This window comes from Streptomyces sp. NPDC029466 (assembly GCF_055574515.1).
This window is the reverse complement of sequence record NZ_JBVHZH010000016.1, coordinates 96,922-121,361: the sequence shown is the minus strand read 5'-3', so window position 1 is coordinate 121,361 and position 24,440 is coordinate 96,922. Positions and strand designations below refer to the sequence as shown.

Sequence of the window (24,440 nt, the reverse complement as noted above, 5' to 3'; positions counted from 1 at the left end):
GAATTAATTGCGCATTCAACTTGACAGTTGATCTTTCCGTGGCACGATGTCGGCCACGCGGGACCCGTTCGTCAACCGGAACAACTCCATCTACTTCACCGCATTTGCCTTCTTGGTCCGCATCCGGCCGGCTATCGGATGTGCGCTTGCTGAGGGGAGTTCATGTGAATGACAGGGATTTGGTGGCATATCTCAGGGATCTCGGAGTGGCCCGGCAGGAGGCCGAGGTGTTTCAGGTGCTGCTTCAGGCCGGGCGCAGCAGCGCCGGGAAGCTGGGGGAGCAACTGGGCTGGGAACGGGAGCGGGTGGAGGAATCCGTCGACCGGCTGATTGACCTGGGGCTGGTCGTCGCCGGCGGCCCGGATCACGCGGCGCCACTGTCTCCCGCTGAGCCGAGCATGGCGCTGGACCGCCTCGTCCATGTCCGGTCGGCCGAGGTCCGGCGGGCCCAGATGGCCGCGCTGCACGCCTATCAGGACTACCGGCGCTGTACCGGTGCGCAGACCACCGATGATCTGGTCGAGGTGGTGACGGGACCGCAGATCGTGGACCGCATATGGGGGTTCGAGAAGGCGGTGGAGTCCGAGGTGATTCGCTTCGATTCGCCGCCTTATCACACGGATGGCGGCGCGAATGACGTCGAGGTGGAGAATCTCCGACGGGGGGTGGAATACCGCGTGGTGTATTCCAGCTCCGCGGTGCGGAACTGTGCCTACTACGCAGTCAATATCGAGCCGTGCATTGCGGCCGGCGAACAGGCCCGGGTGCTGACGACGGTCCCGGTCAAACTCACGGTCTTCGACCGGCGGCTGGCAATCGTCTCGATGTCGTCCGTCGAAGCGGAATCCAATGAGGCCCTTTTGCTGGTGCGGCCGTCGAGCCTGCTGACCGCGCTCCTGGGGCTGTTCGAGACATCGTGGCGCTCCGGCCACCCCATGCACCTCAGTGAGCTGGTGCCGCGCGCATTGCGTCCCGTACAGCGCCGCATCCTGGAGCTCATGGGGACGGGGGTCACCGACGACACCATCGCGCAGCTGCTGGGCATCAGCCGCCGCACCCTCTCCCGGCACACCGAGCGGCTCTACCAACTGGCCGGCGCCACCAGCCGGTTCCAGCTCGCCCTGCACGCCGCCCGCAAGGAGTGGATCTGACGGCCTCCCGGCCCGGCGGGGGAGCAGGGGTTGGGCGCGGGTTGCGCATCTGTGCCACTGACACAGTTGTGCCGCCACTGCGCCTTGGCGGCCGGTACACAAAGGGGGCCCGGGCTTCCGGGCTCCCGCACCCCCTTGGAGTAGCTGTGCCCCTGCGAATATCAAGGCTCGCCACGGTCGTCGCCCTCTCGACGGCGGTCCCTCTGCTCGCCGGTTACGTGTCCTACGCGGAGGACCCGCCGCCCGTTCCCGCCGTCCGTACCTCCGCCCATGCCCTCCCGGGCCGGTACATCGTCGTCCTCAAGGACCGTACGCTGTCCGCCCGTTCGGTGAAGGAGGAGAGCGCCCGCCTCGTGAAGGCGCACGGGGGCACCGTCCGGCAGACCTACGGGACGGTGCTCAAGGGCTTCGCGGCGGCGATGTCCGCCGGCCAGGCGCAGCGGGTGGCGGCCGATCCCGGTGTCGCCTACGTGGAGCAGGACGCCGAGGTGCGTGGTTCCGCCGTCCAGAGCGACCCGCCGTCGTGGGGGCTCGACCGGGTGGACCAGGAAGCCCTGCCGCTGGACAGGAGCTACTCGTACGCCACGACGGCGAGCGGCGTCACGGCGTATGTCGTCGACACCGGTATCCGCACCTCGCACAGCCAGTTCCAGGGCCGGGCGTCCGTCGGGGCCGATGAAGTGGGCGACGGGCAGAACGGACAGGACTGCGCCGGTCACGGCACCCACGTCTCCGGCACCATCGGCGGCAAGGACTACGGCGTGGCCAAGGGCGTCAAGCTGGTGTCCGTGCGTGCCCTGAACTGCCAGGGCAAGGGCTCCTCGTCGTCGATCATCGCGGCCGCCGACTGGATCACCGCCCACGCCGCCAAGCCCGCCGTGGTCAATATGAGCATCAACGGTGGCAAGAACAGCAGCGAGGACAGCGCGATCAAGAAGTCCATCGCCTCCGGGGTCACCTGGGTCGTCTCCTCGGGCAACGACGGCGCCGACGCCTGCGACAACTCGCCCGGCGACATCGCCGCCGCCCTCGTCGTCAACAACGCCACCTCCGACGACCGGCGCCGCTCCGACTCCAACTACGGCCCCTGCACCGATCTGTTTGCCCCGGGGACGGGCATCACCTCGGCCTGGAACACGGGGGACACGGACACCCACGACCTCACCGGCACCTCGATGGCTGCACCGCATGTGACCGGCGCCGCCGCCCTCTACCTCTCCGCGCACCCGGACGCCTCCCCGGCGGAGGTCCAGCAGGCCCTCGTCGACCACGCCACGGACGGCAAGGTCTCCGACGCCGGCAGCGGCAGCCCCAACCGGCTGCTCTTCACCGGCGGCCTGGGCGCGCCCTGACGCTCGCCGCCCCGCGGCGCCCACCTTCCGCCGCACGTTCCGCCCCTTTCCTTTCCCTTCCGTTTCGTTCCGCTCCGTCTTCAGGAGGTACCCCATGCGTTTCGCCCATCTCGCCACCACGGCCGCGGCGGTGGCCCTGACCCTGGTGGCCGCCAGCGCCTTCGCGTCCGAACCCGGGCAGCGCAGCGGTCCGCGCACGACGAAGGCCGCCTCCGCCACGGCGGCGGACGCCTCGCTGCCGCAGTACGACCACATCGTGATCGTGCCGTTCGAGAACAAGAACTACACGTCCATCAAGGGCAGCTCCTCCGCGCCCTACCTCAACTCGCTCGCCGAGCAAGGCGCTCTGTCCGCCAACTCGTTCGGCCTGACCCACCCCAGTCAGCCGAACTACATCGGCCTGTTCTCCGGCTCGATGCAGGGCGTCGACGACGACAGCTGCCCGAACGACTTCTCCACCGGCAACCTTGGTCAGCAGCTCATCGACGCGGGCAAGACGTTCAAGGCGTACTCGGAGGACCTGCCCAGCGCCGGTTACACCGGCTGCAGTAGCGGCGACTACCGCCGTAAGCACGCCCCCTGGGCCGACTTCCCCACGGTCGGCGACTCCGCTCACCACCTGCCGTTCTCCAGCTTCCCCTCGGACTACAGCAAGCTGCCGACGGTGTCGTACGTGGTGCCCGACATGTGCCACGACATGCACGACTGCTCGGTCGGGACCGGGGACAGCTGGCTCAAGGAGAACCTCGACGACTACGCGCAGTGGGCCAAGACCCACAACAGCCTGCTCGTGGTGACCTTCGACGAGGACAACTTCACCTCGGTCAACCAGATCTACACCTCGTTCGTGGGCGCGCATGTGAAGGCCGGCTACGAGTCGCAGCAGCAGATCAACCACTACAGCGTCCTGCGCACGCTGGAGGACATGTACGGCCTGCCGGCGCTCGGCGGCGCGGCGGACGAGTCGGCCCTCGGCGACATCTGGACCTCGGAGTGACCTGACCACGGCCCGGGGCCGCCGTCGTCACCCGGTGGCGGCCCCGGGCCGGCCGGGCCGCACCGCCGGCCGGACCAGATGGAACAGACCGAGCAGCACGAAAGGCGGGGACCTCGACCGTGTACCTGTCCACCATCGAACGAGCACCGAAGGACGGCGCGGGCAGCGCACCGCGTACCACCTTCGCGGCCGTCGGGCGCAATGTTCTGGCGCTGGGCGCCGTCAGCCTGATCACCGACATCTCCGCAGAGATGGTCACCGCCGTCCTTCCTCTCTACTTCGTCCTCACCCTCCAGATGAGCCCGGCCGCCTACGGCCTGATGGACGGCCTCTACACCGGCGCCACCGCACTGCTGCGCCTGGTGGGCGGCTATCTCGCCGACCGCACCCTGCGCCGCAAAGCGGTCGCCGCCGTGGGCTACGGCGTCTCGGCGCTCGCCAAACTCGGGCTGGTGGCGGCCGGTTCCTCGGTGGGCGCGCTCGGCGCGGTGATTGTCGCGGACCGTACCGGGAAGGGACTGCGGAGCGCGCCGCGCGACGCCCTGATCTCGCTCTCCGTGCCCGAACCCGTGCTGGGCCGGGCCTTCGGTCTGCACCGCGCCATGGACAGCGCGGGCGCCTTCGCCGGCCCGCTCGTCGCCCTGGGCCTGCTCTCGGTCATCGGGGCGGCCTCGCCCCGGGCCTTCGGTGCGATCTTCTTCACCAGCTTCTGCATCGCCGTCCTGGCCGTTGTCGTCCTGATGGCGTTCGCCCGTGACCACCGGGCGGCGCAACCCGCCACCCGCACCGTCAGTCCCCGCGCCGTGGGGGACCTGCTGCGCCGGCGCGGCGTCCGCCGGCTGGTGTACGCGGCCGGTCTGCTGGGACTCGCCACCATCGGCGACGGCTTCGTCTACCTCCAGCTGATGCACCGCCAGAGCGTGTCGGCCGGCTGGTTCCCGCTCTTCGCCGTCGGCACCAACCTCGTCTACCTCCTGCTCGCCACCCCGCTGGGCGCCCTCGCCGACCGCATCGGCCGCACACCGATGCTGATGTGCGGCTACGGCATGCTCTTCGCCGTCTACGTGCTGCTGCGCTCCCCGCTCTCCGGCACGGCCGCCACCGTCCTCGTCCTCTGCTGCTACGGCACCTTCTACGCCGCCACCGACGGCGTCCTGATGGCGCTGGCCGGCCCCGTCCTCCCGCCCGCCCTGCGCACCACCGGGATGGCGCTGGTGCAGACCGTCCAGGCGCTGGCCTACTTCGGCTCGTCCGTCGCATTCGGCGCCGCCTGGTCGCAGTGGGGCGCCGGCCCCGCCTCCGCCGCGGCGGCCGGTGCCGTGCTGCTGGCCGTCGCCCTCACCGCGGGTGCACTGGCCCGCCCCCTCGTCGAGGAGACCACCGCATGAACCGGCGCAGCCCCCTGCTCATGGTGACCGTGACCGCGGCCGTCCTCACCGTCCTGGCGACGCTGGCGATCCGGCATGCCGCCCGGCCCACCGCGGCCACCGGCCCGGCCGCCGCCGTATCCGTCGCCCCCGGCCCGCGCATCCTTGCCCGCAGCACCGCCCCCGGCAGCCGCGACCAGCTGATCTCCGTCCGCGCCGACCGGCCCGGGGCGCGACGCGTCACGTCACCGGTCACCTGCGCCCGGGTCTACGCGGCCGGCGGCACCGCCCTGTGCCTGCGTCTGGACGACGGTCTCAAAACCTACCAACTAGCCGTCATGGACGACCGGTTGAAGGTGCGCCGGACCATTCCGCTGGTAGGGGTTCCCAACCGGGCGCGGGTGTCACCCAGCGGCCGGATGGTCGCCTGGACGGTCTTCGTCGCCGGCGACTCCTACAACGGCGGCCGCTTCTCCACCCGGGCCGGCATCCTCGACACCCGTACGCAGCAGCTCATCCCGACACTGGAGGACTGGCACGTCACCCTGCACGGCAAGCCCTACACCGCCGTTGACCTCAACATCTGGGGCATCACCTTCGCCCCCGACGACCGGCACTTCTACGCCACCCTGTCCACCAGGGGGCACCGCTACCTGGTCCGCGGCGACCTCGCCCACCGCACCCTGCGCGCGCTCCGCGCGAACGTCGAGTGCCCCTCGCTGTCCCCCGACGGGACCCGGATCGCCTTCAAATCGGCCCGCGACGACCAGCCCTCCCACGGCTGGCGGCTCTCCGTCCTGGAGGTGGCCACGAACCGGGTCACACCCCTGGCCGAGACGCGTTCCGTCGACGACCAGGCGGCCTGGCTCGATGCGCGCACCGTCGCCTATGCCCTCCCCAAGGGGCGCGGCCGTTCCGACGTCTGGCAGGTGCCGGCCGACGGCTCGGGGGCCCCGCGGGTGCTGCTGCGTGACGCCGCTTCGCCCGCGGCCCTCACCCGCGCGCAGTGACGGCCCTGAGTGGCCGTCAGGTGGTCGCGGTGAGGCGCTGGACGCGGTCTTCGTCGCGGGTGCGCGGGCAGGTGAGGCAGGTGTCGTCGGGGCGCAGTGTGTAGTACATGCAGCAGCTGATGCGGTCCCGGGTGGCCCGGGTCTCGCCCTGGGGGCCGGTCAGCGCACGAAATCCCGCGCTGCCCATGTAGGGGGCGGTGGCGCCGGGAACCAGCCAGTCCAGCGATATATCGGTCATTCTCATTCTGGGATCCCTTTGCCTCGGCTACGCGATGTGCGCGACATCCTGACGGGCCACACCCTGGTAACCGAGGCATTCGGAATGTCTGCGTACCGTGCTGTGACCGTGCGTCCAAGCATCCAACGTGGCGAACGGCTTGAATTGAGTGGCACCCGTCGTCCGGTGTCGTTAGCGTAGGTGTGGTTTCTGCCGTGGCTGATGACTGCCACGAGTAGCTGTGCGGAGAAGAGGAGGTGTGACCGATGACTGTCTTTGTGAGGGGCCTCGCCCGTAATCAGACGTTCGTCAACTCCACCTCTGCGGTGTCCGGCTGACTGTTTACTCCTTACGTGCGCCTGTGAGCGTGCTGCCGGCACCGCCCTTGTGAAGGGTTTCTCTTGAATCTCTCTTCCCTGCCGACCTCTTCAGCTGCGGTGCACCCGCTCGCTCCCTATGGCTGGGACGCGGGCTGGGAGGCCGAGTTCGCCTCCTACCGCGAGCAGGGCCTCCTCCCTGGCCGGGTCGTACGCGTCGACCGCGGGCAGTGCGAGGTCGTCACGCCGGTCGGCACCGTCCGTGCCGATACCGAGTTCACCCTGTCCTGGAATCCCATGAAGGCCGTGTGCACGGGGGACTGGGTCGCGGTCGACCCTGAGGACGGCGATACGCGGTATGTGCGGACGCTGCTGCCGCGGCGCACCGCCTTCGTGCGGTCGTCCTCGTCCAAGCACTCCAAGGGCCAGCTGCTGGCCACCAACATCGATCACGTCATCATCTGTGTGTCCCTCGGGGATGAACTCGACCTCGCTCGCATCGAGCGGTTCCTGGCCCTCGCCCTGTCCTGCTCGAGTGGTGAGGCACTGCTGCGCGGAACGTCGGGCTCCGTGGAGTCCACGGCGCAGCCCCTGGTCGTGCTGACCAAGGCGGATGTCGTGCCGGACGCGGTGACGTTGTCGTATCTCGTGCAGGACGTGGAGGCGACGGCGCCCGGGGTGCCGGTGCTGCCGGTCAGCGTGCGCAGCGGTGACGGACTCGATGTCCTTGCCGCGATGGCCTCCGGCGGGACGTCGGTGCTGCTCGGGCAGTCCGGAGCGGGCAAGTCGACGCTCGCCAACGCGTTGCTCGGCGAGGACACCATGGAGGTCCAGGCCATCCGCGACGTGGACGGCAAGGGGCGCCACACCACGACCACGCGCAACCTGCTGGCCCTGCCGGGCGGGGGTGTCCTGATCGATACACCCGGGCTCCGGGGCGTCGGGCTGTTCGATGCCGAGAGCGGGGTCGGGCAGCTCTTCTCGGACATCGCGGAGGTGGCCGAGCGGTGCCGGTTCCACGACTGTGCGCATGACAGGGAGCCGGGATGCGCGGTGCTTGCCGCGATCGACTCGGGGGAACTGGCTGAGCGGCGGCTCGAGAGCTACCACAAGCTCATGCGGGAGAACCAGTGGATCGTCGCCAAGACCGATGTGCGGGTGCGCTCGGAGCTGCGGCGGGACAACAAGCGCAAGAGGGCCGAGGGGAGGGCGGCCATGGAGGTGAAGAGGGGGCGCCGGCCCTGAGCACGTTCCCGGCGCGCCGGGACGACGACCGCTCCAGGAGCTGACGCCTCCGGCCCCTGGCCGGGCCTGCCGGGCATCCTCTCCGTCGCTGGGACGGGAGGGTGCCCGGCGGAACCTTCGTGATCGCGCTCAGGCTTCCGGGACCAGTGCTGTGGAGCGGATGAGGTCCGCGACCGCCGGCCAGTGGTCCTGCAGGTAGAAGTGGCCGCCGCTGAGGGTTTCGAGGCGGAAAGGGCCCGTGGTGTGGTCTGACCAGGCCCGGATGTCATCGAGTGAGGCCACCGGGTCGGCGTCACCGCCCAGCGCCAGCACGGGGCAGGCGAGTGGCCCGTCACCGCGCGGGCGGTAGGTCTCGCTGGCCTGGTAGTCACCACGGATCAGCGGCAGCAGCAGCGCGCGCATCTCAGGGTGTTCGAGCAGCGCGGTGGCCGTACCGCCGAGCCAGGCCACCTGCTTCGCCAGCCCGGTGTCGTCGAGCAGGTAAGAGGTGGTCAGGCGCACTCGTGAGGGGGCCGGCCGGCCCGACGCGATCAAGGCGAGAGGGCCCTCGGCGCCGAGCCGTTGGGCCACCTCGTAGGCAAGGATCGCGCCCATGCTGTGCCCGAAGAAGACACCGGGTACGCCTGCGGCCGTCTGCCGGTACGCCTCGGCGATGTGGTCGGCCAGCTCGTGGAGATCCGTGACAACCGGTTCGTCGTGCCGGTCCTGGCGCCCCGGGTACTGCACGCCGACGACTCGGACATCGCCTGCGAGCTCGGCTCCCAGGGGCCGGTACACACTCGCGGCGCCTCCGGAATGCGGGAAGCACACGACGTGCGGTGCACGAGCCGTCTCCTGTCCTGAAGGAGAGAGGGTTTTGAACCAACGGGAAGGGTCGGGCATGGTCTCCGTTTCCTTCTCAGGCGGGCGTCTGCTGGGGCAGAGCGGCGATGACCGGGTGGTCCCGATCGATCACGCCCATCTTCGAGGCACCACCGGGAGAGCCGAGCTCGGCAAAGAATTCGGCATTCGCCTGGCGATATTCTTCCCATTCCGCCGGTGTGTCGTCCTCGTAGAAAATCGCCTCGACGGGGCACACCGGTTCGCAGGCGCCGCAGTCCACGCACTCGTCCGGATGGATGTAAAGCGCGCGCTCGCCCTCGTAGATGCAGTCGACGGGGCATTCTTCGACGCAGGCCTTGTCTTTGACGTCGGCGCAGGGCTGAGCGATGATGTAGGTCACTCTACTGCTTCCTTTTTCGGTGTCACCGATGGGGGGATGGCGTCAGATTAATTTGATGCGGAGACTGATATTCGCTTGATCGAGGGCCGAGTAGCAATACGATGCCCGGCCCGCTGAAATGAGCGGGGATCCCGAATTCTTGGAGAGCAGCGCGGAGTGACAGGCCGCCATGACCTCGGCACCCGTGATGCGGCGGTCCAAGTAGCCGGCGTACAGCTGTCCGGCCGAAACCGTCTCCGCGGGAGTGAGGTCGACGATCTCGACTCCCCCTGTTTCCAGGAACTTCCGGATCGCGGTGCCCGTGCCGTGTCGATGGTCCCGGTCGCACTCCTCGTCCCAGCATGTGCGCATGCCGCAGGCGACGGCGAACGCCATCGCCGGCGTGATGAGGCGGATCGTCCCCGCTCGTGCCGCGTCTCCGAGAGCCGTTCCGTCCGGTGTGTGACTCACGGCGATGCGGTAGAGCGAGAACGGGTCCACCACGGCGATTCCGGCGGTCTCCAAGAGTTCATCCTGGACAGCCACGGCGATATCTCCTTGCGAGTGATGCGAAGTGGAATGTGATGCAGCCCGGCGGATGGGATCGCCACCCTTCGGACCGGTGCGCGGACGACGGAAAAACCGACCCGGATGAGCGGTGATCAGAGTCCGTGGAAAATGGGGTCGTTGTCCCCGCAGGGTTCGCCGTCGGGGCTGTTAGAGAACGTGTGGTGCGGACGAGACGGGCGTCGGGTGACCGGGAGTTCGTACGTCTCGATCCGGGTCAGCAGGTCGCGGGGCGCGGTGTTCTGCTCCGATGCCTCGTGATCGTGGCTCACGGGAGTCTCCTCACAGTAGCTTCGTATCCTGGGCCCGACGCACGGGGCAATCAGGAACAGGAAGAAGTCGCCAGGAAAGGGCGAGCGATAACCCCCGGAGGATGACGGCGGAGATGAACGGGCCGTCGGGGTTGCGGATACGGGCTCGAACCGGGCCCGAGACGCTCAGGAAGGACTTGGGCGAAATCCTTGCCCAATTCCGGCTCAAGTGTCAATGGCCTACTGGAAGTCCTGATGACATACAGATGAAGTCCGGTTGCTGGGGAGGTGTTGATGTCACCACTCATCCGGCGGCTCGATCGGTCAGCGGACGGCGCCGGAGTGCGGGGTCGGCCAGTGCCGGCGGGGGCCAGGAGGCGTTCGGGTCGTACAGGTTGGCCCCCGGCGGGACGATCTCGTCGATCCGGTCGAGCGTCGCGTCGTCGAGTGTGACCGCAGCGCCCTTCAACGCGTCCTCAAGCTGTTTCATGGTCCGCGGGCCGATGATCGCCGAGGTGACGGCGGGGTGCGCGGTGACGAAGGCCAGGGCGAGCTCGGGCAGCGTGCAGCCGAGGTCCGAAGCAAGGCCGGCGAGCTGTTCCACGGCCTCAAGTTTGGCCTGATTCACGGGAATTGAGGGGTCGAAGCGTGCCGGGACGATCCCCGCGCGCCCCTTCGAGAGGTCGATGTCGCGTCCCAGGCGGTACTGGCCGGAGAGAAAGCCGAAGGCCAGCGGGCTCCACGTCAGTACGCCCATGCGGTAGCGCTGACAGGTCGGGAGCACCGCGGCCTCGATGCCCCGCGCGAGCAGCGAGTACGGCGGCTGTTCGGTGCGGAAGCGATGCAGATGCCGGCGCTCGGCCACATGGTGGGACTCGATGATGTCCTCGACGGGGAAGGTCGAACAGCCGAAAGCCCGTATCTTCCCCTGCTGCACCAGATCGGTGAGGGCGCCGAGCGTCTCTTCGAGGTCGGTCGAGTAGTCCGGGCGGTGCACCTGGTAGAGGTCGATCCAGTCGGTTCGCAGGCGGGCGAGGCTCTCCTCGACCGCCTTGACGATCCAGCGCCTTGAATTGCCGCTGCGGTTGCGGCCCTCGCCCATCTGGAAGTGGACCTTGGTGGCGAGTACGACGTCGTCGCGGCGGTCCTTGAGGGCTTTGCCGACGATGGTCTCGGACTCTCCTGCCGAGTACATGTCCGCCGTGTCGACGAAGTTGATCCCTTGATCGAGGGCGTTGTGGAGGATGCGGGCGCAGTCGTCGTGGTCCGGGTTGCCCACGGCGCCGAAGTTCATCGTTCCGAGGCAGTAGGTGCTCACCTCGATGCCGGTGGCGCCGAGCGTGCGATAACGCATGTCGTGACTCCGTGGTTGTCGCGCTACTGGGATGAATGGGGATCGCTCGGCGCTGAATACGCACCCCGTACCGGAGGAGTGCGGCAGAGCGGGAGCGGGCGTGGAGGGCCGCCGAGAGCGCTGGAGGGGGGTGGGGATGCGTTCGAGTGCACGAGCATACACATGATCACCTTTTGAACAGTTGGCAGTTGAGGGCGCCGGCGAAACATCGCGCGGCCGATACTGCGCTGTGCTCTTGGCTGAAACAGGCCAGGTGCCACGGAAGGCGGTGCGCGAGTGACCGGACGTGGTCCGGTGCGCTCAACTCCGGGAACCAGCGAACGCGACTCGTTACCTACCGGGAAGCCGGTTTATTTGGAGTGGTGTGCGCTGGCCGAATTTTGGTGAAGGGTCGACTAGATTTCGACCCAAGGGTCGGAGGTGATCGTCGATTCAATAGTTGGCGTTTGAATTCCATAGAGCTGGGAAACCGCACCTGCTGCATACTTATCGAATCCGGACAGAAGCCCTTGTAGTGGACATTTAAAGCGGCATAACGGTGGGAAGTGGCAGGGCGATTCGCTGTTGACACCTGTTGAGAAGTCATGTTTCGATCATCGCCAAGTTGAGCTCCGGGGCGTCACGGAGGATGCGTAAGCCCCGGGAAGTTTTTTTGAATTAATTTGCTGTTTGTTGACGCGGTGCCCGGTGGGGCGAGTCCTGCGGGCGCTTTGGGGCGTCATCCATTCCCGTATGCGCATTCTGCGCATCAATGAAAGGATTCCGTCATCTCTGCTCAGGGCGCTCGGATTTCCGGATGTCCCGTTGATGTGGGATTAACCGATCTCATCGATCCGAATTTGTACAGCGACGGCACTGCGCATGAAATCTGGCGTCAGATGCGCGCGATGGACGGCCTCAGCTGGCACCAGGTGGACGAGCGGCGCGGATTCTGGTCGATCGTCAAATACGCCGACGCGGATCTGGTCCTGCGTGATGCCGCCGCCTTCACGTCGGAGCGGGGGACACTCCTGGACCTCCTCGGCACCGACGACCCGGCCGGCGGTCAGCAGCTCGCCGTCACGGACCCGCCGCAGCACACCGAGCGGCAGGCGCGGCTGAAGAAGGCCCTGGCCGTCAAGGCGGTGGACCGGCAGCGCGACATGATCCGGCCCAAGGTCCTCGACCTGCTCGAACCGCTGGGCGACGGCGGGGTCTTCGACTTCGGCACCGCCATGCTGGGGCTGCCCATGTCGGTCACCGGGACGATGATGGGGCTGCCGGAGGCGGACTGGGCCTGGCTCAGCCGGCTGACCACCGTGTGCATCGCCGCCGACGACCCCGAGTTCCAGGACGAGGGCGGTAAGGAGGCCACGCTGCAGGCGGCCCACCGTGAGCTCTTCGGGTATTTCCAGGACCTCATGCGCCATCGCCGGGAGAATCTGGGCGACGATCTGCTCAGCGTTCTGATCTCGACGCGTTTCGAGGGCCGGCTCATGTCCGCCAGTGAAATCGTGGCGAACTGTTACAGCCTGCTGCTCGGCGCCAATGTCACCACACCGCATGCGCCGACCTTTGTGATGGCCGAATTCACCGGCTCCGACGTGCTGGCGGAATGGGCGGCGCATCCCGAGGTCAACGGCACCGCCTACGAAGAGGCGTTGCGCTGGGCCTCCCCGGTCAACCACATTCTCCGTTACGCCACGCGGGACATCGAGGTACGGGGCACCAAAATTGCCGCCGGAGATGCCGTCGTGGTCTGGCTCGGTGCGGCGAACCGCGATGAAGAGGTGTTCGAGAACAGTCACACCTTCGACATCCGCCGGAAACCCAACAAGCACCTCGCTTTTGGTATCGGGCCGCATTACTGCGTCGGGCACAGCGTCGCCCGGGTCACCATCAGCATCCTCTTCGAGGAACTGCTCGGCCGCTACGAGGAGTTCCAGCCGGCCGGCAAGCCCGAACGGCTGATCTCGAACTTCGCGTCCGGTTACAAGCACGTACCCATCACGGCGCGACGCCGAAAATAAGGGCGCTGCGTGCCCCCGAAAGGTTCTGCATTGTCTGCACACAACCTGCCCGGCACGGTGTGGTACGAGGCGAACCCGGCCCAGAAAGGGCTGTGGGTCCTCGACCAGGTGGAACAACTACGCGTCACGAACCTGATTCCGGCAGTCGTGGAATTCAAGGGACCGATCGACCACGGACTGCTGGTCTCCGCGGTTCAGCGGGTCCTGGAAAGGCATCCGGCGCTGCGCTCCCGGTTCCGGCTGGACATCCAGCACCGGCGGGTCGAGTACCGCACCGACGGCGAGCCCGGCGAAGCCGGATTCATCGACGCGGAGGCGGAGGGCTGGGCGGCGGAGGAACTGATCCGGCTGGTCGATGTGCTGTGCTGGACGCCGTTCGACCTCGGGAGCGAACCGCCGGTCAGGGCCGAGGTGATCAGGGTTGACCCGGCGACCACACTGTTCGTCCTCACCGTGCACCACATCGTCTGCGACGGCTGGTCGCGGAGCCTCCTCATGGCGGAGATCGCCACCGTGTACCGGGCGTTGGCGGACGGATCCGAACCCGTGCTCAGCTCGCCGCCGCACCCCAGTGAAGTGATCACCATGATCGGGGCGGGCGAACTCGACGAGCGCCTGCCCGATGCCGCCGAGCGTCTTCGCAGCGCACCGATCGAGGTTCAGCTGCCGTTCCGGCGGGACACCGACGACACGTCACTGGCCGGCGACACCATGGCCGTCCAATTCGACGAAGACCTCACCAAGGCCCTTCTGACGGCAGCGGGAGAAGAGGGCTGCACCCCCTTCATGACGGTCGTCGCCCTGCTGGCCGGCACCCTCGCACGGGCCGGTGACCAGCGGGACTTCCTCTTCGCCTTCGGCTGGCCGGGGCGCGGTGACCCGGCCATCGCCGAGGCGATCGGAATGTTCATGAACACCGTCATGATCCGGGTGACGCTCGATGACACCACGACCTGGCGCGAGCTGCTGCGGAACGCCCGCATCGGGGCGATGGAAGCCTTCATCGACGGCGACGTGCCCCTGGACGCCGTGACCGGTGCGGTCCGGCCGGAGCGCGATGTCATCTGGCCACCGCTGTCGACGGTGCTCGTGAACATGGCCGAGGTCCCCGGGGACATGGAGATCGCCCCGGGCGTGGTGGGCCGGCTCCAGCCGCTGCCCTCTCTGCACATGAAGTACGACCTCGGTCTGTTCGTCCGCCTGAACAAGGAGTCCGGCCGTGAGCGGCTGGAGCTCTCCGTGGACTACACGAAGGCCCTGTACGACCGCGACGCCGTGTCCGATTTCCTTGCGGACCTGCGTCGGTACGCCCTTGCCCTTTCTCACTCCCTGGAGGAAACCGTGACCGAGCCGTCCGCCGCCGAGGCAGATCTCTCCACCCCCGAGGCGCGCACCGAGCTCGTGCGCTCGCTGTGGAAAGAGGTTCTCCACAACGACGACATCGCCGACGACGTCAGCTTCTTCGACGTGGGCGGCGACTCGCTTCTCCTCATCGTTCTCGTCGAGCGCCTGACGCAGGCCTCGGGGCGGGTCGTCAAGACGATGGATCTCTTCCGCGCGGGAACGGTACGCGGACACGCCGAGCTGCTCGCCGGCCCGTCCGCGAACGCGGCGTCCGGTTCCGCCGGCAGCGCCCGCGACCGACTGCTCGGCGCCGCGCGGGCCGGTGGCCAGGACTGACCAGGCCGCATCCCGTGGGTCATCGCCACCGCCCCGTCCTCTTTGGAGACTGACCAATGACGCTTGATGATCTCGCCTCCGCCGTTCTGGGCACGGATGCGGACACCGCGAGTTTCTCGACGCAGAGCTTCATCGAGCTCGGCGGGGACTCGCTTCGCGCCATGCGCCTGGACGCGATGGCCCGAGAACAGCTCGGCTTGCACTTACCCCTGAAGGCCCTGCTGGGCGGCGAGCCCCTGACGACCGCCCTCGGCCGGGCGGAAGCCGTTGCCGAAGGGCCGGTCGCGACCGCGGCGGCCGACGCTTCGGTGGGGCAGGATCCGAACGGGCTCTCGCACACACAGCGCGGCATGTGGCTCATCGAGACCATCACGGGTGGCTCCCCCTACAACCTGGTCTTCACCGCCTTCGTTGACGAGGGGAAGCTGGACCTCGGCACCTTCCGTGCCGCGGTCGCCGCGACCATCGCACGCAACGAAGGGCTGCGCACCGTCTTCGAAGAGGGCGCCGAGGGTGTCGTACGGAAGGTCCTCGACGAGCACACCCCGGATTTCCGCACCTTCACGCACGACGGCGACCCGGCCGACTTCGAGGAGTACGTACGGCGGACCACGGACGAGGAGTCGCGCCGCCCCTTCGATCTCAAGGCCGCACCGGCCGTACGGTTCCTGCACTTCGCCGACCCGACCGGGCGACAGGCCGTGGTGCTCACGGCCCATCACATGGTGCTGGACGGCTGGTCGGTGGGCCTGACCCTCAAGGAGATCTTTGCCCACTACGACGAGCTGGAGGGCGGCGCGCCCGCAGCCCTCGGCCCCGGAGTCTCCCCGGGCGCCCTCATCCGCAGCCAGGAAGAGCAGCGGGCCGGCGGGCAGTGGGACCGCGACGCGGCCTTCTGGTCGGGCCACCTCACCGGGGTCCCCACGGTGCTCGAACTGCCCGCCGACCGTCAGCGGCCCCCCGTCCAGGATGCGGCGGGAGCCCGCGTCCCGCTCGACCTCGGCACCGGCGCGACCACGGAGGTCGCCGGGCGCGCCCGGGAACTCGGCATCACACCGTTCGCTCTGCTGCTCGGCGCCTTCGGCCTGACGCTGAGCCGGACCACCGGTGCCCGCAGCCTGCTCATCGGTGTACCGCTGCTCGGGCGCGGCACCAGCGAGCTGGAGCGTCTCGTCGGCGTCGCGGGCAACCTCGTACCCGTCCGGATCGACGTGGACGACGACACGACGACGGCGGACTACCTTCGCTCGGTGCAGCGGTCCCTGACGCTCAGCATCGACGCCGGACAGCTGCCCTTCGAGGAGCTGGTCGCCCGGCTGGGGCTGGAGCGGAGCGTCGGCTGCCACCCCCTCGTCCAGGTGTGCTTCGGCATGCACGACCAGCTGGTGCCGCAACGCCTGACGACCCGGACGCTGGACGTGCGGATCGAAGAGGGCCACGGCGGTGGAGCACAGTTCGACCTGACGCTTCTCGTCGGCCGGTCGGAGCCGTCGCTGGCCGGGCATGTGGAGTACGCGACCGCGGTGTGGAACCAGGCGGAGGCCGGCGGATTCATCGCCGACTTCCGGGCCGCGGTCGACCAACTGGTCGGCGCTGACCTGGCGTTGGCGGAGGTGCGCTGCCTCTCGGAGGAGCGCCGGGCACAGCTCGCCGCCCTCAACGCGGTCCGCGAGGAGTTCCCCACCACGTCCCTGGACGAACTGTTCCGGGAGACGGCCCGGCGTTTCCCCGACGCCCCCGCCGTCCGCGACGGGTCGGTCGAGCTGACGTACGCCGAGCTGGCCTCGGCCGTGGCCGAGCAGGCCCGGCTGCTGGCTGAGGCCGGTGTCCGGGCGGGGGACACGGTGCTGGTCGGGGTCGAGCGTTCGGTCGCCGAGGTGGTGGCGGTCCTCGGCACCCTGACGGCCGGTGCCGCGTATGTCGGCGTCGACCTGAGCCTCCCCGCGGCGCACACCAGGCTCATCGTGGCGAAGGCCGCACCGGCAGCGGCCCTGGTCGCGCCCGCGTCGGCCGGTCACGAAGGGCTCCGGGGCGTCGGCCTGGTGCCGACCTGGGAGGCGTCCTGGTCCGCCACGGCCGCCGAGCCGGCGGAGCTGCCCGAGGCCGACCCGGCTCGACAGGCGTACATCGCGTTCACTTCCGGCTCCACCGGCGAGCCCAAGGGCGTCAGCGTTCCGCACCGCGCCGTCATCCGGCTGGTCCACGAGGCCGGTTACGTACGGACCGGGCCCGGCGAGACCATGCTCCGGCTGTCGCCGCTGGCCTTCGACGCCTCCACCCTCGAACTGTGGGCCGCGCTGCTGACCGGCGCCACGCTGGAGATCTACCCGGCCGAGGCGCTGCCCTCGCCGACCGAGCTGGGCGCCTTCCTGCAGGCACGCAAGGTGACCGTCGCCTGGCTGACCGCGGGCCTGTTCCGCCTGGTCGAGGAGTTCGCCCCCGCCTCGCTCGGCTCCCTCAAACAGCTGCTGACCGGCGGTGACGTCGTACCGCACGACCACGCCGCCCGCGCCCTGGCGCGCCACCCCGAACTGGTCATCACCAACGGCTACGGACCGACCGAGAACTCCACGTTCACCACCACCCACACGGTGCGCCGGCCCGAGGACATCTCCGGGCCGCTGCCGATCGGCACGCCCACCCCGGGCACGCGGGTCTACGTACTCGACGGCCGCGGGCGGCTGGTCCCGCCCGGCGCGGTCGGTGAGCTCTACACCGGCGGTGCGGGACTGGCCGACGGATACGTGGGGGACGAGGCGGAGACCGCCCGGCGGTTCGGGCACTTCTCGCCCGACGTCCAGGAGCGGCTGTACCGCACGGGTGATGTCGTCCGGCTCGACACCCAGGGGCGGCTGGCCTACCTCGGCCGTTCCGACGACCAGGTCAAGCTGCGCGGCTATCGCATCGAACTCAGCGCGATCAGCGACGCGTTGAAGTCCCATGCCAAGGTCAAGGACTCGGTGGTCGTGGTCACCGGCGACAACAGCGCCGAGAAGCGGCTCGTCGCAGCCGTCGTACCGGCCCCGGACGCCGAACTCGGCACCGGCGAGCTGCGTGACCTGCTCGCGGGCACCCTGCCCGCGTACATGGTGCCGACGCTCTGGGCGCTCGTGGACAGCATCCCGGTGACCCCGAACGGGAAGGTCGACCGGAAGGCCCTGGTGGCAGTGGCCGTCCCCGCCGGGCAGTCCGCCCCCGCCGCGGCGGCCGCGCATCCGGCGGCCGACGACGCCCTGGCGCAGATCTCCACCCTCTTCAGCGACGCCATCGAGCGCACGGGCAGCCGCTCGGGCAACGTCCCCCAGGAGATCGGTGACGACACCGACTTCTTCGCGAGTGGCGGCAGCTCGCTCGGCGCCGTGCAGTTGATCCGGCTCGTCAAGGAGCGGCTGGGCGTGACGCTGAAGCTGCGCGACATCCTGCTGACGCCGACACCGGCCGGCGTACTGCAGCTGGTCGAGAAGGCAAGGAACAAGTGAGCGGCACGGTGACGAACAGGGGGAGCGCGGACATGACCGCGGAACGCGCGATAGCTGTCGTGGGAATGGCCTGCCGGTATCCCGGCGCGGCTGACGTACGCGAGTTCTGGGACATGCTGCGTGCCGGCGTCGAGGGGATCACCCGCTTCGACAGCGACGACCTCGTCGCGAAGGGCGCCGACCCCGGCCTCGTACGGCGTCCGGAGTTCGTACCCGCCAAGGGGGTCCTGGCGGGTGCTCAGAACTTCGACTGGCCGTTCTTCCGGTACAACCGGGCGGACGCCGCGAACATCGATCCGCAGCAGCGGGTCTTCCTCGAATGCGCCTCGACCGCCATCGACGACGCGGGGCTCGATCCCGGCCGGTTCTCCGGGCGGATCGGTGTGTACGCGGGATCCGACCGCACCCTGCTGGACGCGGGTGACGGGATCAGCCCGCTGGTCCGTGTCGTCAGCCACGAGAAGGACTTCGTGGCCACCAGGGTGGCGTACAAGCTGGGACTCCGCGGACCGGCGGTCACCGTGCAGACCGCCTGTTCCACCTCGCTCACCGCCATCCACATGGCGACCCAGGCGCTGCTCGGCGGCGAATGCGACGCGGCGCTCGCGGGAGGTGTCGCCGTGTCGCCCCTGGGGGAGTGGGGCTACCTCCACGAGCAGGGCAGCGTGCTCTCGCCCGACGGCCACTGCCGCCCGTTCGACGCGCAGGCGGCCGGGACCATTCCCAGCGAGGGCGTGGGGGTCGTCGTCCTCAAGCGCCTGACCGACGCGCTGCGGGACGGCGACCGGATCGCGGCGGTCATCCGGGGTTCGGCACTCAACAACGACGGATCGGACAAGCTCGGCTTCACCGCGCCGTCCATCCCCGGCCAGAGCGAAGTGATCCGGCACGCGCACCAGGTCTCCGGCGTCAGCCCCTGGGAGATCGACTACGTCGAGTGCCACGGCACGGCCACCCCGATGGGCGACCCCGTGGAGGTGGCCGCGCTGACCGACGCCTTCGGCATGCTGCCCGAGGACCACACCACGACGTGGCTCGGCGCGGTCAAGAGCAACATCGGCCACACCAGCGCGGCCGCCGGAGTCGCGGGCTTCATCAAGACGGTGCTGATGATCGAGCACCGCGAGCTGGTGCCGACCCTCCACTTCACCGCGCCCAACCCGCTGCTGGACCTCGATTCCTCCCCGTTCCGGGTGTGCACCGAGACCGGGCCGTGGCCCGCGGGCGGGACGCCCACCGCGGCGGTCAGCGCCTTCGGCGTGGGCGGTACCAACGCCCATGTCATCCTCCAGGCGGCCCCCGTGCGGGAGCGGCCGGCCACCCCGTCCGGACCGCACGTCCTCACCTTGTCGGCGGCATCGCCCGAGGCGCTCGGCCGGCTGCGCCAGGACCTGGCCGGTCGTCTGGAGTCCGGAGGCACCGTCGAACTGGCTGAGGTCGCACGCACGCTGGCGGACCGACGGCGCTTCGCGCACCGGCAGGCGGTCGTCGCGCAGGACCGGGCCCAGGCGGCCGAGCTGCTGCGTGACGCGTCGCAGCCCGCCACGGCCAAGTCCCTCTCGCAGGTGGCGTTCCTCTTCCCCGGCCACGGAGTGCTGCGACACGCGGCGGGCGTGCCGGCCCATCGGCTGCTGCCGGAGTTCCGCGCGCGGTTCGACGAGATCAGCGAGTTCATGCGGAGCACGTACGCGCTGGACCTCTCGCCGATCGTGACCGAGACCGACGTGCCGCCCGAGTGGTTCAACGACCTGGCGCATCAGCAGGTGGGGCTTTTCGCGATCGGCTACGCGCTGGGGCGGCAGCTGGGTGAGTGGGGGATCAAGCCCGCCGCCCTGTTCGGCAACAGCGTCGGTGAGTATGCGGCCGCCGCCCTCGCCGGGGTCTGGTCGCCGACGGACGCGGCCGGCCTGGTCTACGAGCGGGCGCAGGCGATCCACGTCACCGAGCCCGGCCGGATGGTGGCCGTCAACGCGCCCCTGGACGAGGTGGCGCGCCGCGTCCGCCTGGACGGCCAGGTGGCGGTGTCGATGATCAGCCGGGGCGGGGTGGTGCTCTCCGGACCGGCGGCGGAGATCACGGAGCTGCTGGAGGGCGACGCCCTGAAGGGCCTGGACCTGCGCTTGCTGAACGTCGACCGAGCCGGCCACGGCCCCCTCCTGGCACCGGTGTCCGACCGGCTGACGGAGCTGATCACGGCCACCCACACGCAGCTGCCCACCCTGCGGCTGGTGTCGGACCTCACCGGCGACTGGGCCGACCCGGAGGCCGTGTGCGGTCCCGAATACTGGGCGGAACAGGTCTGCCGGACGGTCCAGCTGGACGGTGCCATGCAGACGCTGCTGGGGACGGACTGCGACACGTTCATCGAGCTCGGACCGGGCAGCACGATGCTCGGCGCGCTGCGATTCCGCGAGGAGTGGGACCCGTCCCGCCACACGGGCGTGCCGATGCTCGGCCGGCCCGAGGACGGCGAGAGCGGACTGCTCCGGGCGTTGGGCACGCTGTGGGAGCACGACCTCGACGCCGTGGAGGGGACACTCGCGGGCAGCGGAGAGCGCCCGCTGCGCTGCTCCCTGCCGGGGCACCCCTTCGCCGCACAGGACCCGCGGACCGAGCAGCCGCGCCCCGCGTCCGGGAGCGACCGCCGGACAACCGCCGCCGACCGCGGGCTGTCGATGCACGCACAGGTGGAAAAGCTGTGGTGCAGGGCGCTCGGAGTGTCCTCGGCGTCCGCGGCGGACAACTTCTTCGCCCTCGGCGGCGAATCGCTGATGGTGCTGAACCTGATGTCCCAGCTCCGGGACAAGGGCGGAGTGGTCATCTCGGCCGCCGAGTACCTGCGGAACCCCACGTTCGGGCATCTGCTGGAACTGGTCGAGCAGCAGTGGGACGCCGGCACTCCGGCGCCGCCGGTGGGCGTCGCCGTACTGCGGGAGGGCACGGGCAGGCCCCTGTTCCTGGTGGCCGATGCCGCCGAATCCGCGCTCAGTTACCGCGAACTCGCCGAGCATCTGGACACGGATCGTCCGGTGCTCGGGCTGGAACCGCGGAGCGCGAACGCCTCGCGGATGTCCGTCGAGAACGTCGCGGCCCACCATGTCGAGGCGCTGCTGCGGGCGCAGCCCTCCGGGCCCTACACCGTCGGCGGCTGGTCCTTCGGCGCTGTGGTGGCGCACGAGATAGCGCGCCAACTCACTGCCCGGGGCGCGGACGTCGACATGCTGGTCTGCCTCGATGCCTACGTGCCGGGCCGGGCGGGCCGGCCCATCGGTTCCGACGCCGGGTTCGTCCTCGGGCATCTCCGCCTCATGGCGAGCGCCGCACTCGGCCTGGGCCAGGTCGGGGCTCAGGCCCGGCGCAACCCCGCCCTGCGCGGGCTGCTGCTGGACAAGTTCCGGGTGCTCTCCCGCTACCGGCCACAGCCGGTCACCTGCCCAGCGGTGGTGCTCAAGGTCGAGGTGGACCCACGGGAGGCGGAGCTGCTGCGCCGGAGCATCCGGGGCCTGTACGCAGGCGGGGTGACAGTCCGTCCGGTGGGTGGCGATCACTGGTCGATGCTCCGGAAGCCACATGTACCAAAACTCGCCGCGGCGCTGCTCGGAGCGCTCCGGCAGGACGCGCCCTCGGAAGAAGGAACAGCCCATGACACTCGATGACACCGAGGGCGGGGCCAAGACGCTCGCAGCGGAAACGGCGCCCTCGGCGAAGCCTTCGCTCCTGCGCAACCGGTCCTTCCAGGCCCTGTGGAGCAGCGAGGTCTTCGCCGGGCTCGGTGAGCACTCGGCAGCGATCGCCTACCCGCTGCTGATCCTGGCCAGCTCGGGCTCGGCCGCCTTCGCCGGGGCCGTCGGCTCCGCCCAGCTGCTGGCGAACGGCCTGATGTCGTTCTGGGGCGGCATCCTCGCGGACCGGGTGGACCGCAAGCGGCTGATCCTGTGCTGCAACGTGGTCCGGGCGCTGCTGCTCGGGCTGTTCGCCGTGCTGCTCTTCATGGGGCCGGTCAACGTCTTCGTCACGTTCGGCATCGCGATGGTGTCGGCCTCCTGCTTCGGCCTGTCGATGCCTGCCGGCATGGCCATCGCCAAGCAGCTGGTGCGGCCGGACCAGGTCACCCAGGCCACCGCGCAGAACCAGATCAGGCTGTACGGCGCGATCATGGCCGGCCCGTCCATCGGAGGCGCCCTGTACGGTGCGGCCCGCGCCCTGCCCTTCCTCGGGGCGTGCGTCTCCTTCGTGACCTCCACCTTCCTGATGCTGTTCGTCAGGAGAACCCCGCGGACGGCGTCCGCCGCCCTGGACAAGAAGGAGCTGCTCGGAGGGCTCCGGTACCTCATCCGGGACCCCGTGCTGCGCCCCGTGACGATCGCCACGACCTTCTCGAACATGGCCTTCAACCCCACCGGTATCTCACTGGCCGTCGCCGCCACCGGCAAGGCCCGGGGAGCGTCGGAGTCGTTCATCGGCCTGACGATGTCGGTGGCCGGAAGTGGGGCGCTCATCGGCGCCCTGCTGGCCGGGACGGTCATCAAGTACGCGCGCCCTTCGGTGATCTTCATCGCCGGCTACTGGATCGGCCCGGTCATGGCCGTGTTGCTGATGACGGTCCCCGGGGTCCTGCCGCTCGGCATGCTCGTCGCCTGTGTGTACATCCGGGGCCCGCTCATCCAGGGGGCGTACCAGACGTACATCGCCAACTGTGTGCCGGACGAACTCCAGGGCCGCGTCATCGGAGCGATGCTCTTCGTCACCACGATCATCTCGCCGGTCGGCGTGCTCGCGATCGGATCGATCTTCGATGCCTGGGGCCCGGTCTGGGTTTTCGCCACCATCGCCGCGATCGCCGCGGTGGGATCGCTGCCGGCCCTGGGCCGGAGCATCCGGACGCTGACCTCGATCGAAGAAATTCCTCAACGACAGACCGCAAAGGACGTGTTATGACACAGGACATCACCGAGGTGCCGGAGAGCGGCGCAGCCGACGAGCCGCTCCCGCCGGAGTTCTTCACGGAGCCTCTTGAGGACCGCTACGGACGGTACGCCGAGCTGCGTGAGCAGTGCCCGGTCCGCGCCATCAACCACCCGCCGGGCGCCGAAGCCTACATCGTGTCCGACTACCACATGGCCCTTGAGGCGTTCGGCGATCCCCGGATCTCGAAGTCGCTCGACAACACGCCGAAGTGGTTCCGCGACCAGCTGTACGACAACAGCCCCGTGCAGTCCCGCAACATGCTCATCGCGGACGGCGCCGAGCACGCGCGGCTGCGCAGGCTCGTCAGCAAGTCCTTCGTGCCCCGTCGCATGGAGAAGATCCGGCCGCGCATCCAGGAGATCGCGGACGACCTCATCGACAACTTCCCCGAGTCGGGCACGCTCGACCTGGTGGAGTTCGCCCGGATCCTGCCGGTCATGGTGATCTTCGAGTACCTCCGGGTGGACCTCAAGGACCGGGAGATGCTCTACAGCTGGTCGTCCATCCTCGGCGGCGCCCCCTACGCGGACGAGGAGAGCAACAGGCGTCTGAAGGAGGTCAGTTCCCAGTTCGAGCAGTACATCCTCGACCTGCTGGAGTCCCGCCGCTCCGACATGGGCGAGGACCTCGTGAGCCAGTTGCTGCGGGCGGCCGAGGAAGAGGGCCGGTTCACCATCGAAGAGGTCGCCTCGACGATGTCGCTGCTGATCATCGCCGGGCAGCGCACCACCACCAGCCTCATCTGCAACGGCACGCACGCCCTGCTCACCCACCCCGACCAGCTGGAGCTGCTGAAGGCCCAGCCGGAGCTGGTGATCTCGGCCGTCGAGGAATTCCTGCGCTACGAGTCGCCGGCCTACCGCGGCACCCTGCGCGTCGCGGCCCAGGACATGGAGATCAACGGGGTCGAGATCGGCAAGGAGTCGTTCGTCCACCTGATGATCGGCGCCGCCAATCGTGATCCCAAGGTCTTCGAGGACCCCGACCGGTTGGACATCACCCGTCAGGAGAACCGTCACCTCGCCTTCGGTCACGGCCCGCACTTCTGTCCCGGGGCCCCGCTCTCCCGGCTGGAGGGTCACCTGGTCTTTCCCACCCTGCTGCGGCGGCTGTCCGGCCTCACCCTGGACCCGGAGAAGGAGCCCCAGTGGGTGGCCGACAACTCGGTCGGCCGGGGCCTCACCTCGCTGCCCGTGAAGTACGACCGCCGTCTGCCGAGGGACGCCGGTGACGCCGCAGCCTCCGGCTGCCCGATAGCCCACGGGAGCGTGTGAC

General features: G+C 69.2%; 17 protein-coding genes and 1 pseudogene. 12 read left to right on the top strand and 6 right to left on the bottom strand.

Annotated elements, in window-relative coordinates:
* Positions 1–164: 164 nt before the first annotated feature.
* The 5 genes from ACZ4XD_RS15070 (at position 165) to ACZ4XD_RS15050 (ending at position 5,877) form a co-directional block, all read left to right on the top strand.
* Positions 165–1,151 (top strand): helix-turn-helix transcriptional regulator, encoded by a 987-nt coding sequence (locus ACZ4XD_RS15070; RefSeq protein WP_468042185.1) that lies wholly within the window; start codon positions 165–167, stop codon positions 1,149–1,151.
* A 146-nt stretch (positions 1,152–1,297) separates the two neighbouring features.
* Positions 1,298–2,503, top strand: coding sequence for a S8 family peptidase (locus ACZ4XD_RS15065; protein ID WP_468042183.1), 1,206 nt, complete (start codon positions 1,298–1,300; stop codon positions 2,501–2,503).
* A gap of 94 nt (positions 2,504–2,597) precedes the next feature.
* Positions 2,598–3,500, top strand: a complete 903-nt coding sequence (locus ACZ4XD_RS15060) for an alkaline phosphatase family protein (protein ID WP_468042181.1) — start codon at positions 2,598–2,600, stop codon at positions 3,498–3,500.
* Positions 3,501–3,619: 119 nt separating this feature from the next.
* A complete protein-coding gene (locus ACZ4XD_RS15055; protein WP_387248690.1) occupies positions 3,620–4,888 on the top strand; it encodes an MFS transporter in 1,269 nt (422 codons plus the stop codon).
* Entirely contained in the window at positions 4,885–5,877 is a 993-nt protein-coding gene (locus ACZ4XD_RS15050) for a hypothetical protein (RefSeq protein WP_468042177.1), read from the top strand. Before ACZ4XD_RS15055 ends, ACZ4XD_RS15050 begins: the two co-directional genes overlap by 4 nt.
* 16 nt (positions 5,878–5,893) lie before the next feature.
* Here the strand turns inward: ACZ4XD_RS15050 and ACZ4XD_RS15045 are convergent.
* Positions 5,894–6,100 (bottom strand): annotated as a pseudogene (locus tag ACZ4XD_RS15045) ((2Fe-2S)-binding protein); the annotation flags it as partial.
* 395 nt (positions 6,101–6,495) lie between these two features.
* Between ACZ4XD_RS15045 and rsgA the strand changes: the two are divergent.
* Positions 6,496–7,656, top strand: a complete 1,161-nt coding sequence (gene rsgA, locus ACZ4XD_RS15040; RefSeq protein ID WP_468042175.1) for a ribosome small subunit-dependent GTPase A — start codon at positions 6,496–6,498, stop codon at positions 7,654–7,656.
* Between the two features lie 129 nt (positions 7,657–7,785).
* On the opposite strand, the gene ACZ4XD_RS15035 is transcribed toward rsgA, so the two are convergent.
* The 5 genes from ACZ4XD_RS15035 to ACZ4XD_RS15015 all read right to left on the bottom strand — a co-directional run bounded on the left by ACZ4XD_RS15035 (position 7,786) and on the right by ACZ4XD_RS15015 (position 11,029).
* The gene (locus ACZ4XD_RS15035) at positions 7,786–8,538 is read right to left on the bottom strand and encodes a thioesterase II family protein (protein ID WP_468042173.1); all 753 of its coding nucleotides are present in this window, start codon (positions 8,536–8,538) and stop codon (positions 7,786–7,788) included.
* 16 nt (positions 8,539–8,554) lie between these two features.
* Entirely contained in the window at positions 8,555–8,878 is a 324-nt protein-coding gene (gene fdxA, locus ACZ4XD_RS15030) for a ferredoxin (protein WP_468042171.1), read from the bottom strand.
* A 42-nt stretch (positions 8,879–8,920) separates the two neighbouring features.
* Complete coding sequence (locus ACZ4XD_RS15025; protein ID WP_468042169.1) at positions 8,921–9,403, bottom strand: hypothetical protein; 483 nt, start codon at positions 9,401–9,403, stop codon at positions 8,921–8,923.
* A 116-nt stretch (positions 9,404–9,519) separates the two neighbouring features.
* Positions 9,520–9,696, bottom strand: coding sequence for a hypothetical protein (locus tag ACZ4XD_RS15020; RefSeq protein WP_468042167.1), 177 nt, complete (start codon positions 9,694–9,696; stop codon positions 9,520–9,522).
* A gap of 283 nt (positions 9,697–9,979) precedes the next feature.
* Positions 9,980–11,029 carry an aldo/keto reductase gene (locus ACZ4XD_RS15015; RefSeq protein WP_468042165.1) on the bottom strand — a complete coding sequence of 350 codons (1,050 nt, stop codon included), beginning with the start codon at positions 11,027–11,029 and terminating at the stop codon, positions 9,980–9,982.
* A gap of 887 nt (positions 11,030–11,916) precedes the next feature.
* On the opposite strand from ACZ4XD_RS15015, the gene ACZ4XD_RS15010 reads away from it, so the two are divergent.
* From ACZ4XD_RS15010 to ACZ4XD_RS14985, 6 genes are read left to right on the top strand one after another with little or no spacing between them, the layout of a single operon-like run.
* Entirely contained in the window at positions 11,917–13,038 is a 1,122-nt protein-coding gene (locus tag ACZ4XD_RS15010) for a cytochrome P450 (protein WP_468042162.1), read from the top strand.
* Positions 13,039–13,068: 30 nt separating this feature from the next.
* Complete coding sequence (locus tag ACZ4XD_RS15005) at positions 13,069–14,718, top strand: condensation domain-containing protein (protein WP_468042160.1); 1,650 nt, start codon at positions 13,069–13,071, stop codon at positions 14,716–14,718.
* A gap of 56 nt (positions 14,719–14,774) precedes the next feature.
* Complete coding sequence (locus ACZ4XD_RS15000; RefSeq protein WP_468042158.1) at positions 14,775–18,197, top strand: non-ribosomal peptide synthetase; 3,423 nt, start codon at positions 14,775–14,777, stop codon at positions 18,195–18,197.
* Between the two features lie 32 nt (positions 18,198–18,229).
* The gene (locus ACZ4XD_RS14995) at positions 18,230–21,853 is read left to right on the top strand and encodes a type I polyketide synthase (RefSeq protein WP_468042155.1); all 3,624 of its coding nucleotides are present in this window, start codon (positions 18,230–18,232) and stop codon (positions 21,851–21,853) included.
* Complete coding sequence (locus ACZ4XD_RS14990) at positions 21,840–23,135, top strand: MFS transporter (RefSeq protein ID WP_468042153.1); 1,296 nt, start codon at positions 21,840–21,842, stop codon at positions 23,133–23,135. The genes ACZ4XD_RS14995 and ACZ4XD_RS14990 overlap by 14 nt, the downstream gene beginning before the upstream one ends.
* Positions 23,132–24,439 (top strand): cytochrome P450 family protein, encoded by a 1,308-nt coding sequence (locus ACZ4XD_RS14985; RefSeq protein ID WP_468042150.1) that lies wholly within the window; start codon positions 23,132–23,134, stop codon positions 24,437–24,439. The genes ACZ4XD_RS14990 and ACZ4XD_RS14985 overlap by 4 nt, the downstream gene beginning before the upstream one ends.
* Position 24,440 lies beyond the last annotated feature (1 nt).